General features: G+C 43.3%; 13 protein-coding genes. 6 read left to right on the plus strand and 7 right to left on the minus strand.

Annotated elements, in window-relative coordinates; all coding sequences use genetic code 11:
- Window position 1: 1 nt before the first annotated feature.
- Window positions 2-781, plus strand: a complete 780-nt coding sequence (locus tag ACED42_RS00160) for a DUF2927 domain-containing protein (RefSeq protein ID WP_371700906.1) — start codon at window positions 2-4, stop codon at window positions 779-781.
- 266 nt (window positions 782-1,047) lie between these two features.
- On the opposite strand, the gene ACED42_RS00165 is transcribed toward ACED42_RS00160, so the two are convergent.
- Together ACED42_RS00165 and ACED42_RS00170 are read right to left on the minus strand one after the other, a co-directional pair.
- A complete protein-coding gene (locus tag ACED42_RS00165; RefSeq protein ID WP_004734596.1) occupies window positions 1,048-1,437 on the minus strand; it encodes a DUF2750 domain-containing protein in 390 nt (129 codons plus the stop codon).
- A gap of 149 nt (window positions 1,438-1,586) precedes the next feature.
- Entirely contained in the window at window positions 1,587-2,492 is a 906-nt protein-coding gene (locus ACED42_RS00170) for a manganese-dependent inorganic pyrophosphatase (RefSeq protein ID WP_009848785.1), read from the minus strand.
- A 201-nt stretch (window positions 2,493-2,693) separates the two neighbouring features.
- Between ACED42_RS00170 and ACED42_RS00175 the strand changes: the two genes are divergently transcribed.
- Window positions 2,694-3,908: a putative manganese transporter gene (locus tag ACED42_RS00175; RefSeq protein ID WP_371700908.1), complete on the plus strand. Its 1,215-nt coding sequence runs from the start codon at window positions 2,694-2,696 to the stop codon at window positions 3,906-3,908.
- 312 nt (window positions 3,909-4,220) lie between these two features.
- On the opposite strand, the gene torA is transcribed toward ACED42_RS00175, so the two are convergent.
- The 3 genes from torA to torE are packed head-to-tail and all read right to left on the minus strand — an operon-like array spanning window position 4,221 to window position 8,122.
- On the minus strand, window positions 4,221-6,683 hold the full coding sequence (torA, locus tag ACED42_RS00180) for a trimethylamine-N-oxide reductase TorA (protein ID WP_009848787.1): 2,463 nt from the start codon (window positions 6,681-6,683) through the stop codon (window positions 4,221-4,223).
- A 24-nt stretch (window positions 6,684-6,707) separates the two neighbouring features.
- Window positions 6,708-7,889 carry a pentaheme c-type cytochrome TorC gene (gene torC / locus ACED42_RS00185; RefSeq protein WP_009848788.1) on the minus strand — a complete coding sequence of 394 codons (1,182 nt, stop codon included), beginning with the start codon at window positions 7,887-7,889 and terminating at the stop codon, window positions 6,708-6,710.
- 50 nt (window positions 7,890-7,939) lie between these two features.
- Complete coding sequence (gene torE / locus ACED42_RS00190) at window positions 7,940-8,122, minus strand: trimethylamine N-oxide reductase system protein TorE (protein ID WP_008222628.1); 183 nt, start codon at window positions 8,120-8,122, stop codon at window positions 7,940-7,942.
- A gap of 436 nt (window positions 8,123-8,558) precedes the next feature.
- Here torE and ACED42_RS00195 point away from each other — a divergent pair, with 436 nt between their 5' ends.
- Window positions 8,559-9,353, plus strand: coding sequence for an ABC transporter permease (locus ACED42_RS00195; RefSeq protein WP_065678784.1), 795 nt, complete (start codon window positions 8,559-8,561; stop codon window positions 9,351-9,353).
- A 384-nt stretch (window positions 9,354-9,737) separates the two neighbouring features.
- Here ACED42_RS00195 and focA read toward each other — a convergent pair whose 3' ends face one another.
- On the minus strand, window positions 9,738-10,580 hold the full coding sequence (gene focA / locus ACED42_RS00200) for a formate transporter FocA (protein WP_009848790.1): 843 nt from the start codon (window positions 10,578-10,580) through the stop codon (window positions 9,738-9,740).
- Window positions 10,581-10,942: 362 nt separating this feature from the next.
- On the minus strand, window positions 10,943-12,247 hold the full coding sequence (locus ACED42_RS00205; protein ID WP_371700910.1) for an ATPase: 1,305 nt from the start codon (window positions 12,245-12,247) through the stop codon (window positions 10,943-10,945).
- Window positions 12,248-12,506: 259 nt separating this feature from the next.
- Between ACED42_RS00205 and ACED42_RS00210 the strand changes: the two genes are divergently transcribed.
- From ACED42_RS00210 to ACED42_RS00220, 3 genes are all read left to right on the plus strand, one after another.
- A complete protein-coding gene (locus tag ACED42_RS00210; protein WP_009848792.1) occupies window positions 12,507-12,737 on the plus strand; it encodes a TIGR02647 family protein in 231 nt (76 codons plus the stop codon).
- 114 nt (window positions 12,738-12,851) lie between these two features.
- Window positions 12,852-13,706, plus strand: coding sequence for an NAD(P)H-binding protein (locus tag ACED42_RS00215; RefSeq protein WP_371700911.1), 855 nt, complete (start codon window positions 12,852-12,854; stop codon window positions 13,704-13,706).
- Window positions 13,699-14,364 carry a YdcF family protein gene (locus ACED42_RS00220; RefSeq protein WP_371700913.1) on the plus strand — a complete coding sequence of 222 codons (666 nt, stop codon included), beginning with the start codon at window positions 13,699-13,701 and terminating at the stop codon, window positions 14,362-14,364. Before ACED42_RS00215 ends, ACED42_RS00220 begins: the two co-directional genes overlap by 8 nt.
- The last annotated feature ends 138 nt before the right edge of the window (window positions 14,365-14,502 follow it).

Genomic DNA, 14,502 nt, shown 5'->3' on the forward strand with positions numbered 1-14,502 from the left:
TATGTTACCAAGAGCTTCAATGCTTTCCCTCTTGTTGGCGCTGCTGTCCTTTAATGCAGCAAGCACACCACTCACATGGCTAGATAGAACCTTCGTCGAAACTGCCTTTTATCACGTCGCACTTCAACACGAATATTCACAAGGCGACAAGCTACTCGCTAAATGGAAACAGCCTATCAAGGTATGGGTTGATCATCGAGTGGGTGATAAAGACCTGCATCAGGAGCTCACGGAACTTCATCTCCAACACTTGTCCGAAGTGACCCAGCACCCCATAACAATCGTTAAAAATAAGTCTGAAGCGAATGTAAAATGGATATACACGAGGCAGAGTCAGTGGATAGCTGAAGCCAAAACTGTACTCAAACTGAAATCGACACAGCATCTAAACAGCGCTATCTGTACTGCAGGTTATCGAACTAATTCCAAAGGGGAGATTGTATATGCAGGAATTGTGATCCCAGTAGATCAAGCGAGAGCAAGAGGAAAGCTGGTCGCATGTATTGTTGAAGAGATCACACAGGTTCTAGGCCTGCCGAATGATTCAGATAAAGCCTACCCTTCTATTTTCAATGATCACACGCCAGAAGACTTGTTATCCCCCTTAGATGTAGTGCTGCTAAAGCTACTGTATGAACCTCAATTGAAAGTGGGAATGACAAAAGAACAGGCAAAACCAGTTGTGCGAAAAATACTGAAAAGATACAGCAAAACAGGTGTACTTCAGCAAGCTTCAGAAGCCGCTCAACAAGCACCCTTGTATCAATTAATTGGGTACTGACGAAAATGCGTTGAAAATAGCTTAGACAGGAGCAGTAGGAATATAGCGCTGCCTCAAAGGCAACGCTGGATAGAATGTTACTGTGTTACTTATACCAATCGTAGTAAATAACTGGTCATCCTAGCTGGTTAAAACGCTCAATAACTGCGTTAGAAATTTTGATTGTAGAATAACTACTTATCGAAAATTTCTGCCTTGTTCTTAAGCTTTTTTCCTGCGCAATTAATGATCACTTACTTACTGTGATTGGTATTAAACAAAAAGTATTAGCGCTTAGCGGCCTGCTTTTTCAATTCGAAGTCGAACTCATCCGGGAACAAGATAACACCTTCTTCCTGTTCGTTCGGGAACACAACAACTGCAAGCTCGTCGTCTTCTAGACCGTTAGTCCAACGGCTATGCCATTTGTTTAGTGAAATAGACTCAGCTTTACACTCAGACCAATCACCCGTCGCCCAAGACTCCGCAAACTCTTGATTTGGCCATACAGGAACACAGTCTTCATCTTCTGTGTTCAACATTACACAACCGTGTTCATCGGTTAAGATCCATACTTCACGGTTCGCTACGATTTCTTTCACACAGTACTTCAGGCGTTGCTCACCCGTATACTTATTGATTTCAGCGATTTTTTTATCGTCTAGCTGTGTAGTCATCTCAATTTCCTACTTTAGTCAGTAACTATGTTCTTAAAGCTATTTTATGCCGAGTGTTTTTAACTTCAAACACTATCGATGAAGAAGAAAGCCTACTTCAAAGAAAAACGCCTGCTAAATTAGCAGGCGTTTATAATTAAGCTACTTGGTTAAACAAGCTCGCCTTGAAGCCAAGGCCAACCTTGCTTCTTACGGCTCAATGTATTTTCCATCATCAATACACCGTCTTTCTCGAATTTAACCAGCTTATCAGCCCACTCACCTTTGTATAGAAGACGAGTTTGAGCTGTAGTGATATCTGTCAGCATTACTGCAGCGAATGCTAGACCATCTTTCTCACAACGCGCTTCAAGATCAGCTTCTAGCGCTTCGATCATGCCGTCTACTTGCTCAAGAGTCGCAAGCTCAACTTGACCAACGACAACATCACGACCGTTGAATGGGTAGCCTTTAAGGTCTTTTTCTACTAACTGTGCAGCAGATAGGCCTTCGATGTTTGTCTTAGCAATTAGAAGCGCTTTGATAAATGCATCAACGTCTGTTACGCCAGCGATTTCAGCAAGCTCAGCAACCGCGTCTTTGTCTTTTTGAGTACATGTTGGAGAAGCAAAACCAACTGTGTCTGAAAGAATTGCAGACATCATCAGTTTAGCGATTTGTTGAGAGATAGCGTGACCTTCAATCTTAAACATGTTGAAAAGTACTGTATTTGTACAGCCAACAGGCCAGATCCAAGCTTCCATAGGGTTAACTGTCATCACGTCACCTAGACGGTGGTGATCGACAATACCTACGATCTCAGCATCAGCTACATCGTCTGGTGCTTGTGCAAGATCTGAGTAGTCTACTAGCCAGATTTTCTCACCAGCAACAGAAGTACGAAGTTCTGGCTTTTCAGCACCAGCGACTTCTAGAATGTGTTGAGTTTCGCGGTTGATCTCGCCTTGGCGAATTGGTGTCGCTTCCTCGCCACGAGCTTTAAGAAGCTCAGTTGCAACTAACGCACTACAAATACTGTCACTATCAGGGTTTTTGTGACCAACAACTAAAATCATGTTTCTTCCTATTACACTAACAATTATGACTCTACCTTTAGAGTCTCTCTTTATTAGGCATACTTTACCTCATTTTTTTAGATTGGTCATGTTTCGTGGGTTTGGCCAATGGTAACAAAAGATAAAAAAACAACGAATGCAATTGATAATTATTATCATTCGTATATGATTATCTTAATACACAAATTTTGAGTGACACTTATGGATCGACTAATCTCTTTTTTGCCAAGCAGCAGCGCTGCGAAAACAACTCAGTTTTCACTGTCTTTTAAGCGCCTGCTTTTACCTATTTCACTTGCGGCGTTAGTTGCAGCTCCTGCTACGCGAGAATTAACGGTCACTACCTTGTCTGACGCCTTCTGGGCAGTGTCATGTTACGTTGCGCTAACCCTAGCGATTTACCACTGGTTAAGTCTATACATCAACAAAGATAACGTCTTCAATAAGCTCGTCCATCAATCTCGTTCAAACCAAGTTGTATTCGCCGCGCTAATGGGGGCATTGCCAGGCTGTGGGGGAGCGATTGTGGTCACCACACAATTTATTTCAGGCAAACTCGGATTTGGTGCGGTTGTGGCTGTACTCGTCTCAACCATGGGTGACGCGGCCTTCCTGTTAATTGCTAGCGAACCCAAAACAGGTTTAGCCATGATGGCGATGGGCGTCATTGTGGGTACTGCGTCAGGCCGAATTATTAACTTATTTCATGCAGACGACTTCTTGCGCCCGAAACAAGCAGAGAAAAATGAAGCCACCAACAGCTGCGCTTCTCAATCTCAAGACAAAGAATCGGTCTCTAAAAAAGCGATAAACCTGCAAGGTTACCTGTGGTCTGTACTGATTATTCCGGGTGCTGCCGTTGCCCTACTTGGCTCTTTTCAAGTCGATGTGAACGAGCTGCTCGCTTTGCCTGAAATGTCGATGGAATGGGCGGGGACAATTTTGCTGATCAGCTCGATGTTTCTGTGGGGGCTGACCCGTGAAATTGAGGATTACAAATCAGCCGTAAGTGAAGATGAAAAATGTATAGGTTCTCACCCACTACAAAAAACAGCTCAAGATACAAACTTTGTCACTGCATGGGTGGTGGTTGCTTTTCTTTTCTTCGAGTTTGGCTCTGTGCTTGCAAATGTCGATTTTGCGACGCTATTCTCAAGCTGGGGTATGATGCTCCCCCTGGCGGGTGTGTTGATGGGTTTACTGCCGGGGTGTGGTCCGCAATTGTTGGTCACTAGCCTTTACCTTTCAGGTGCACTGCCACTTTCAGCTCAGGTCGGTAACGCAATATCAAATGATGGTGACGCTTTATTTCCTGCTATCGCAATGGCACCGAAAGCGGCTTTTGTAGCCACATTATATTCAGGCATACCCGCATTAATCTGTGCATACGGTTATTGGTTTATGTTCGAAATTTAACTCAAGCTGATTCAATTCCATAGGTCTCTATTGGGTCGATACTTTGTATCGGCCTTTTTGTTTCCGTCTGCCTAAGCCCTTACAACAGATTCTTTTTACACTCCCTTCCTGCTTCATTGTTCATTGTTCATAGTTCTACAGCCTATCTCAAACGGCACGTCGTTATAGCCCGTCTCAAAAACGCCCCCTGTTGGCGCTATGACAATGCTTAATTACAAATCCCACATACAGGTTAGAAAAACAAAAAGCCCCTGTAAGAGTGCTTACAGGGGCTTTAATTCAAGCTTTAATCTTGGTTCTTAAGTACAAGACTTAAGAAACTTCGATTGGACCACCGAATGAAGTTACTGGAGGCAGTTTGCCTTGGAACTTCTCGAAGTTAACCAAACATGTGTTTGCTGACGTTGCTTGAGCAAGTTCAGACGTACCGATGTCTTGAGTTAGTGTGTTTGGATCGCCGTATGTATCTAGCGCCCCCACTTTCTCGTTGATCGGGCCGTACCAAGCGCCTTCTTCGATACGAACAACACCAGGTGCGTAGCTATCCATTAGAACAGCACCTGCTAGTAGTTGACCACGGTCATTGAACACACGTACTACGTCGCCATCTTTGATGCCTTTCTTCTTAGCATCGATTGGGTTGATGTAGATTGGCTCACGGCCTTGTACCGCGTAAGTCGCACGCCACTCTTCAGATTCACACATCTGAGAGTGAAGACGCTTGTCTGGGTGACAAGATTGTAGCCAGTACGGATGTTTGTCAGAGCCTGGACCACCGTGTGAACGTTCAGATTTCTCAAACCACATTGGGTGTTCTTGACAGTGCTCGTAACCCATGTTGCCAACAGTACGGCTTGTGATTTCGATGAAACCAGAAGGCGTACCTAGTGCGTTGATCTCTGGATCTTCACGGAATGAAGCGTGACGAGTCCATGGCTTACCTTTACCGAAGTCTAGGAAACCTTTCTCCCAGAACTCAGCAAACTCAGGCATTTCGAAGCTGCCTTCGTTTGATGCACGACATTCGTCATACAGAGATTTAACCCACTGCATTTCGTCCATACCACGCGTATAATCGTCGTAACGACCCCAACGCTTAGTTAGGCTAGACATAATCTCGAAGTCAGTTTTAGACTGGAACAGAGGATCGACTAGTTTGTGCATCGCGATCAAACCACGACCAGAGTACGCGCCGTAACCATCAATATCGTTACGTTCCCACTGAGTACATGCAGGAAGCACGATATCAGAGTGACGACAAGTTGCAGTCCAAGCGAAATCAACAGCCACTACAGTTTGTAGGCTCTTGAATGCTTTACGCATCTTGTTGCGATCTTGGTGGTGGTGCCACGGGTTATTACCACTGAATACCATCATCTTGATATCCGGTAGTGTAACCGTTGAACCGTTCGCTTTGATCTTCTTACCTGGCTCTAGCAAGCTATCTACCCAACGAGCAACAGGGATTACACGGCTGTAACCGTTGTAATCAGTGTTAGTGTGCTTAGGCGATTGACCTTGGTCGATGTTCAACGGGAATGAACCCGGAGCTGCGAAGCCAGTTGAAGAAACACCGATACCAGAGTAATGGTGACCGTAAGAGATACCACCGCCAGGTAGACCGATTTGGCCAACCATTGCTGCGATAACGGCACACATCCAGTAAGGCTGCTCACCGTGTTGTTGACGTTGGATACTCCAACCGACAAGAATCTGCGTACGACCGTTAACCAGCATCTTAGCGAATTCACGGATAGAGTCCGCGCTTGCACCACAGATAGCCGAAGCCCACTCAGGTGTCTTCTCAACTTTATCTTTCGTTTCACCTTGAACGTACTTGATAAAGTCTTCAAAACCTAGACAGTAAGTTTCGATGAACTTCTTGTCGTATAGATCTTCGTTGTAAAGAACGTGAGCAACACCAAGCATGAACGCCACATCAGTTTGTGGGTTGATGTACATTTGCTCGTTTTCTAGGTAACGGCCTGTTTTGTTTTTAACAGGGTCAACAGAAACAACGTTGATCTCTTTCTTAGCAACTTTTTCTTTCAGCTGTTCTAAGTATGCGAATGACTCGTGAGTCTCACATGTCCAACCTACTTGCAGGTTTTTAACTGGATCGTTACCCCAAAGAACAATGTTGTCACTGTTTTCTAGGATAAGTTCCCAAGATGTACCTTGTGCGTAAACTTCAGTAGAACCTAGCACGTAAGGCATGATCGTTTGACCAGCACCTGTTGAGTAGTCACCGATTTTCTTCACAGAGTAACCGTGAAGTGCCATTGCACGTTGCATGTGGTTAGTACAGCTGTGGAACTGACCTGTTTGTCTCCAACCAGTTTGACCTGTGTGAAGCGCCCATGGACCGTAATCTTTCTGTACGCGCTCTAGTTCGCGGTAAACAAGGTCTAGTGCCTCATCCCAAGTCACACGAATAAAGCGGTTGTTACCACGCGTGTCAGCGCTGTATTTATGCTTCTTCAACCAATCCAGGCGAACCATAGGGTAACGCACACGTGATGGGCTGTAGATAATACCTTTAATACCTTTCAACATCTCAGTTGGGTGTTGATCGATTTCTAGAGGTTTAATTTCTTGCACTTTACCCGCGTAAACGCGAGCTCGGAATGCACCCCAGTGAGAACCAGAGACTTTCCACGCGCCGTCTGTTTCTGCTGCAGACGCTGATGCCGACGCCAATAAGCTTGGACCGATAACCGATGCCGCACTTGTAGTCGCGACACCTTTCAGAAAACTTCTTCTTGTAATTGCCATTGTGTTACTCCAATTGACGTCTTATTAGTGATGGCCTTCAGAAAAATCTGATGAGTGCTTCTGTAGATACTTAAGAACAAGTGCTTCTGTATCTGTATCGAAGTTAACGAATGCAATCATACCATCTAACATGCCTACCCAACCGTTAGCGCTGAAGTGAGCTTCATCTGGCTGTGAGTGACACGTTGAACAGTTAGATTGGTACGCTTGACCCGCTGCGTTCCAGATTGGATCGAAGTTATCAACCATAGACTCTTTCTTCATCCAAAGTGCTAGGTTAACTTCTTCCCATGGAAGGCCAGTAAGCTCATCTTCTTTCTTCTCACCAACAGTGATAACGTCACTTTGAGATACTTCTTTGGTCAAGATTGCAGTTGAGATGTTCATACCGAAGTCTTCTTGGATTACACGTCCGAAGCCTTTCGCTTTACGCCAACCATCGATTTGAATCTTGATCATGTCGCCTTTTTCATCGATAACCGCAACTTTACTTGCAGGGCTTAATAGACCCGCTTCAACTGTTGCTGTTTCATCTGTGTACATTGGTAGGTGACGAATAGAAATCACGTCAGAACCATTTGCGTAAGATGTGCTGCTTGCTACATTTTCTAGCTCGCCAACAATACCGCTTGCTGATGCCATATCCATTGGAAGGTTGTGAGCAATACCTTTATGACAGTCAACACAGCTTTGATCACGTTCTGCTGCATTCTTCATCTGGATACGCGCTGTTGGGCGCATGTTCTCGAAGTCCATTGAATCGTAGTTGTGACAGTTTTTACACTCTAGAGATTTGTTCGAAGAGAAACGATCCCATTCGTGTTTAGCCAGTTCGATACGACGAGCTTCGAATTTCTCAGGTGTATCTAGGTCACCAAATACTTGAGCGAATACTTCTTTAGATGCTTGCATCTTACGAGCGATTTTTGCTGTCCATTCATGTGGAACGTGACAGTCAGGACAAGTAGCACGTACACCAGAAGTGTTTTTCCAGTGAACCGTTTCTTGTAGTTCTACGTACACGTTGTCACGCATGGTGTGACAACTTACACAGAACTCTTCTGTATTTGTGTGCTCTAGAGCTGTGTTAAAACCGCCCCAGAAAATAACACCGGCGATAAAGCCACCCATAGTTAGTACACCAAGACTGATGTGTACTGCAGGGCGAGTCATTGTGCGCCATAATTTAACTAAAAATGATTTCATGTTTAGCTCTCTTAAATATTGATTTTAAAAAATGTTGTTACTAGAGGGCATTACATGCCGCCGTGAGCACCAGGAGGTCCGAATACAAACACTTGCAGTGCCCAAACTAGGAAGCCGTAACCGCCTACAAAAGCCACACTTAATATTGGAAAGAGAACCACCGCGATGAAGAGGAAAGACTTCCACTCCAACGAGCGTTTTTCGCCAGTTTCAATTTTATTAACATCACTCATACATTTTGCCTATTTTGTATTTAGTAATTTCGAGTAACCCATTCTACGGGGCTAAAGTTCTTGAGTATCTAACAACAAATTTTAGACCATACACAAAGTAGGGTTCAATCAAATCCCCCGTTATAACCCTTGCTAATCAATACTTTTTTGAGGTCATCCAAACTTGTTTTCAGTTAAACAAAGTTATTAAAAAGTATTAACAAATGTGAAGAATTAAGTATATTTCACAAATGTTAAAAACCAACATGCACGCAACCATCTGACAACCAATTTTAACTTTTTACCTACTAAGTAGTAGCTAAAAAAGCCTCAAACAACCACTATTTTGTGTTTTGTTTGTTAAATGATTGATCATTTTTAGAATTGGTGACTTTACAGTTGAAATGCATCATTTGGCACTTTCAGATATGATGGAGACCACTTAAAAGGAATCATTATGCAAGACGTTATTGATATATCTTGGTGGCAGTTATTGTTCTTCAGCTCACTTCTCTTGCTACCCATTACCATCAACCACAAGTTAAAACTCGGCCTTGGTAAAGAGGCTTCTGTCAGCATAATCCGTATGGTTATTCAGCTATTTCTAGTGGGACTTTACCTAGAATACTTGTTCACCTTAAATAGCTTATGGGTCAATTTACTGTGGCTATTTGCAATGATCATCGTTGGGGCAAGCTCAATTGTTGAAAAATCTAGGCTCCCCAAAAACCTACTTTTAGCTCCTATAGCCGTTAGCCTTGCTGTAACTTGTGTACCTATTGTCTTGTTTATCTGCTTTTTCATCATTAAACCGACACCGGTTTTTAACGCACAGTACCTTATCCCTATTGCAGGGATGCTGTTAGGTAATAGCTTAAGCAGTAATATCGTGGCATTGCAGAATTTGTTTGGGGCTTTTGAAACGCAGAAATCAGAGTACGAAGCGGCTATCGCTTTGGGCGCGTCTCCTTCCTATGCAGCCGCGCCTTTTGTTCGTAATGCGATACAGAAAGCGATGTCACCAATTATGGCCTCTATGGCAACTACAGGCTTAGTCACGCTACCGGGAATGATGACAGGACAGATCTTAGGTGGTGCATCACCAATGATCGCGATTAAGTATCAGTTGATGATCATGTTAGCTATCTTCGTGATGATGAGCTGCTCTTTAGCACTTGCACTTCAGCTCTCATTGAAGACATCTCTTACTAAAGAAGGCCGAGTTCTCGCGCAAATACAGCCTTCGAAATAGCCTCCCTACTCCACTTAGATCTGGTTACTCACTGAATTTGAGACAGGTTATCCACAGAAATTGTGGATAACCAAATCAATATAGATCCTTTTTTGTCCATTCCCACCTAGGGAAAGATCATTACCTTTGATCTTTGGGTGTTTTCAAAGACATATACACACACGGTGATCATCGCTATTGAGCGTTCACATGATAATTTAAGAAATGAATAAGTAGGTTTTCCACAAATAAAAACGGCCTGCAATGCAGGCCGTCTTGTAAATGTCATAAGTCAGTTCAGTGTTTTCACTGAGTCCAAGTTACCCAGTAAACTCGTAAACTGGATTAACCGCGTTAATCGGAATTAATCACGAAACCTTTGCTTGGTGGATCACGCCACCCTTATTAGTCACGTAGGTAGATCAACCAGTACCACATACCAACAAAGATACCACCGCCAATGATGTTACCAATGGTAACGGGCAGCAAGTTGTTCATCAAAAAGTCCATCATGTTCAGATCAACATAGTCCGCAGGGTTAGCGCCTGTCATTGTCCAAAATTCTGCGGGAGCAAATGTTTTGATACCGATAGCTAAAGGGACTTGGAACATGTTGGCAATACAGTGCTCAAAACCGGCTGATACGAACATCGCAACAGGTAAAATCATAACTGCGATTTTGTCAGTCAGTGTACGTCCACTAAACGTCATCCATACCGCGATACAAACCAACACATTACACATGATGCCAAGCGCGATAGCTTGGATAAAATCATGGTGCATTTTGTGTTGGGAAATCGCCATGGCATTCAAACCCACTTGTCCATGATCGAACATGTACTGTTTAGTCAGAAGCATACAGGCCACCAGCAGCAATGCACCAATTAAGTTACCTACATAAACCGTGGTCCAGTTCTTAACTAATGTACGCCAGGTAATCTTGCCACTTGCGCGAGCAACAAGCGTCAACACCGAGCTGGTAAACAATTCACCACCAGTAACAACAACAAGGATTAATCCTAAGCTAAAAGCTAGACCACCCAATAAGCGAGTAATACCCCACGGTAAATCACCAGCACCGGTAGTCACGATAGTGTAGAACACAAACGCGATACCAATATGTATGCCAGCAGAGATCGCTAGGAGAAAAGATTTGATTGGATCTTTGGTTGCTTTACCTACGCCAATATCTGCAGCGCGCTCAGCCATTTGTGGCGGTAATAATGAGTCGAATTGGTTTAGATTCATGATGATTTACATTTTGAAACATGTCGTCGGGAGCGCGATAATCCTCTCTTTCATTTCTGAATTCAAGAGCTATTTTAAGCTCGAAATGCCTCTCACAATCCTGTTGAAAGAAATTAGTCCAAGTTATTCCAAATTCATACGACTTTAGTAGTAAAAATAAAACTCTGCTGAATGATTAGTTATCAGCATAGAAAACAACACATCTATAAATATCAACAAGTTACGTTAAAACCAAAGGAATAACGTACACTATAATGACTCAATGGACACTTTTGTTTTCAGATTTTGACATAGATCAACAGAACGTAAAAAAGCGCCCTTAGGCGCTTTTAACTCAATCACAAATAAAGAAATTAGTCTTACTAAACCGAAGGTTCAACCATTTCTTCTAATGATTGTTCGTTAGATGCATCCTCTATGCTAGATTCAATACTAGGAAGAATCACATCAGAGTCACTTTCGCTGGCAACTTTACCACCTAAGCTTTTCAAACTATCCACTAACTCTTCTAGGCTCTTTATATGAGCATCACTCTTGGTAACCTGATCATCTAACAATTGGTTGTGCTTGGTCGCTTCAACCAATTTCTGTGTTTGTTTCTGATTATCACTTTCTAACTTAGCGAGTCGCTCAGTCAAAGTTTTAATCTCTGACTTTAATGACGCCGTCATGTCTGAGCCTTTCAGCGCTTTAACACTCGCTACAATTTTTTGAGACTGAAGACGCAATACAACATCACGGTGATCTTCACCATTAACCACTCGTGAAATGCTCAATAACTGGTTCTCTGCATTCAAAACCGACTGTTCGAACTGGTCGCCTTTTACGCTCGCTAGTACTTTGACTTCATGAGCAACACTGCGCACGTGGTTTAATTCGAACTCTGCAGCGTGAACTGCGTCTTCAATGATCGACTTTTCACGGGGACTGGCTTTCACTTGGCTTTCTGCTAAAGCAATTTGAGATGCCGCTTTAGCAAACGTCAGTGGAACAACGTCATCGAAATCTTCATCTTCCAAGAACTCCAACTCATCCTTCAAAGGTTCGATGTACTTCTTGTGGGCCACTTTAACTTCTAACAAACTCGCGTTATTAAGAAACTCTACCTGTGCTTCCTGAGCATCTTCAAGTTCGTCGACCAGCACATACTCAAACAGCTCGCTGTATTCTGAATACAAGCGCTTGTAGCTCGATGCAAACATAGTGTCGGCACCAAGAAACTTTAAGTAATCCATTTGCACTATCGAGTCGGCTAATACTCTGTCAGCCTTTTCCTTTAGCACTAAGATCGAGTCATAATTTGATCGAATCAACGCGATTTTTTCATCAAAGGCTTCGGCGTAAGTTAATGTCGAAAAAATCGAGTAACTCTTGGTTAACCGTGTTTGATCTTTCAGTAAATCCGCATAAATGCTTTCAGCATCATCCCAAGCGTCTAATAGTTCATTGTAATTCTCTGGAGCATAGAGAGACAATTGAGCGTGTTCTTCAAGCTTAGCCTCCCACTCGGAGTAAACACTTTGGACAGACTGAAATGAACGGACCTCTACTGTTGATTCATTGTCATTTGTGGTTTGGTTCGCGCCTGTCTGCTCTGAGGGTGTACTTTGACAACCTGAGATAGCAAATAGCATACTGATCGTTAATGCTACTTTGTTCACTCTCACTGATGCGTTTCCTTTTTATACAATATTAGCTGTATGCAATATATTTCTAGTAACACAATATATTACAACCACTTCCCAATAAACATCGTTCAGAATTTAAGTGGCTGCAAATCACGCAATCTAACTAAAATAAACCCACCATACGACGATTAATCATTCAATTTGGTATCACTTATCAATTCTATTTATTTGCTATTGCTTGAGCCGTGAATGCGCACTAAGGTGAAGGTAGAGAACGTTATGAATATATAGGTTAATTATGAAGTACAACGCTGAACATATTGCTGATTTAAACCTCCTTCTTCAATTTGATGTAAGTAGCGCCGCTACTGGAATTAAAGTTCATCAAGAGGCTGCTCAAGAAACTCAAGACGCTGTTAAGCGCCTATTCGAAAAGAATCTTTGCACTCAGCCAGACGGTGGTTACCTAACAGATGAAGGTATCCAGATGGCAGAGCGCGCAGACAAGTTACTTCGCGTACTGAACTAAAACTCCACGGTTCTAGTAAAAACTCCACTCGCTTCGGCCGTGGAGTTTTTTCATTTTTGGGCAAAGGTTTGTTAGGCTTATTGTAAATTCGTCATTTGCAGTTGTGAGGAACACATGGCTTCTATATTTATTGTTGGTGCAGGATGGGTCGGTGCACCTTTATCTGAACATTTAGAAAAACATGATAACCAAGTCGTCGTGACGAAGACTACCCAAGAAGGCGCTGACGCTATTGGCAACGAACGCATTCCTTGTGAAGTATTCAGTTTTGATGCAATACAACCTGAACGCTCTATTGGCCAACTCTACTCACTCCTATTGGAAAACAATACTGAGATAGTGATTGGTAGCTTTCCTCCCGGCTTTAGAAAAGGCGCTGGTGTCGAGTACGCCGACTATTGGCAACAACTGACCAGGGCTTGCCAGAAGGCTAACGTGAAAAAGCTCATTATGGTCAGTTCGACGACGGTATACCCAACCAAGCCCGGAGTTCTGTACGAGCAAGACGCCTCACTCACTCTTTCTACCTCAGAAAACGAGCAAGCATCCGCATTTTCGGACAATGCACGCGTGATGCTGAAAGCTGAACAGTCAGTGATTGATTCTGGCATCGACTACACCATTCTTCGCTTTAGTGGATTGATTGGTCCGAACCGTCACCCATCGAGGTTTGCAAGTAAATTGAAGCAGGTTAGTACTCAAGCTCCTGCCAATATGCTTCACCTTAACGACGCGATTGGCGCAGTCGATTTCGCTATCAGTCAACTGCACAACGAAGTGGTCAACGTCACCACACCGAATACTGTGAGCAAAGCAGAGTTCTATGCCGCTGCACTAAAAAGTGCCAATAGCAGCGAACCACTTCCCCCTCTTGTCGATACGCCAGACAAACTGATCTCGTCGAAAAAGATTCTCGACTTAGGTTACTCGTTTAAATTCGAATCCACACTGGACGCACTTCATGACTGAGCAATCTACAGCTAAGAGAAATCCCAATATAAAACTGCATCGCTCAGTCGACACCCTTTGGAACTTTATGTCTATGGGTCACAAGGTTACGCCTTCAGACTGTATTTTTGTATTGTGTAGCAACGATACCCGCGTCGCTGAATATGCAGCCGAGCTTTATCACCAAAAGATAGCGCCATACATCGTTTTTTCTGGTGGTATGGGACGTTTTACAGAAGGAAGCTTTGAACGTTCAGAAGCAGAAACATTCGCTTCTATCGCACGAGACAGTGGTGTGCCTGACTTAGACATTATCATTGAGAAGCACGCGACAAACACTGGGGAAAATGTACGGTTTACCTACGAGCTACTGGCTCAGCGAGGATTATCACCGAAACGGCTGACCCTAGTTCAGAAGCCCTTTATGGAGAAACGCACTTACGCAACGTTCTGTAAGCAATGGCCTGACGAAACTTCCGAGATAACAGTGACATCACAATGGCAGAATTGGGATGATTACTTTAACGAAGATTTGCCGTTAGACATGGTGTTAGGTGCGTTGATTGCTGATTATGAGCGAATCAAATCCTACCCCGCTCAGGGCTTTCAAATTGAGATGCCCATCCCTGACGACGTTGACCATGCCTATCAAGCATTAAAGAGGCTCGGTTTCGAATAAAGCAAAAGATCGACTAAGAATAAAATAGAAGCTCGGCTTGGAATAAAACAAAAGCTCGGCTCAATAAACAAAAACGGTGACGCTAGGTCACCGTTTTCTAATTTGAACGCTATTGATTTTAGCAATGCCGACTTATAG

The organism is Vibrio sp. FF145 (assembly GCF_041439075.1).
GTDB classification, from domain to species: domain Bacteria; phylum Pseudomonadota; class Gammaproteobacteria; order Enterobacterales; family Vibrionaceae; genus Vibrio; species Vibrio tasmaniensis_A.

Bases quoted from the DNA above. Each gene is read 5' to 3' on its own strand.
- ACED42_RS00165 (WP_004734596.1), bottom strand. From the start codon at position 1,437: ATGACTACACAGCTAGACGATAAAAAAATCGCTGAAATCAATAAGTAT.
- focA (WP_009848790.1), bottom strand. From the start codon at position 10,580: ATGAATCTAAACCAATTCGACTCATTATTACCGCCACAAATGGCTGAG.
- ACED42_RS00175 (WP_371700908.1), top strand. From the start codon at position 2,694: ATGGATCGACTAATCTCTTTTTTGCCAAGCAGCAGCGCTGCGAAAACA.
- ACED42_RS00195 (WP_065678784.1), top strand. From the start codon at position 8,559: ATGCAAGACGTTATTGATATATCTTGGTGGCAGTTATTGTTCTTCAGC.
- ACED42_RS00220 (WP_371700913.1), top strand. From the start codon at position 13,699: ATGACTGAGCAATCTACAGCTAAGAGAAATCCCAATATAAAACTGCAT.
- ACED42_RS00170 (WP_009848785.1), bottom strand. From the start codon at position 2,492: ATGATTTTAGTTGTTGGTCACAAAAACCCTGATAGTGACAGTATTTGT.
- ACED42_RS00215 (WP_371700911.1), top strand. From the start codon at position 12,852: ATGGCTTCTATATTTATTGTTGGTGCAGGATGGGTCGGTGCACCTTTA.
- ACED42_RS00210 (WP_009848792.1), top strand. From the start codon at position 12,507: ATGAAGTACAACGCTGAACATATTGCTGATTTAAACCTCCTTCTTCAA.
- torC (WP_009848788.1), bottom strand. From the start codon at position 7,889: ATGAAATCATTTTTAGTTAAATTATGGCGCACAATGACTCGCCCTGCA.
- torA (WP_009848787.1), bottom strand. From the start codon at position 6,683: ATGGCAATTACAAGAAGAAGTTTTCTGAAAGGTGTCGCGACTACAAGT.
- ACED42_RS00160 (WP_371700906.1), top strand. From the start codon at position 2: ATGTTACCAAGAGCTTCAATGCTTTCCCTCTTGTTGGCGCTGCTGTCC.
- torE (WP_008222628.1), bottom strand. From the start codon at position 8,122: ATGAGTGATGTTAATAAAATTGAAACTGGCGAAAAACGCTCGTTGGAG.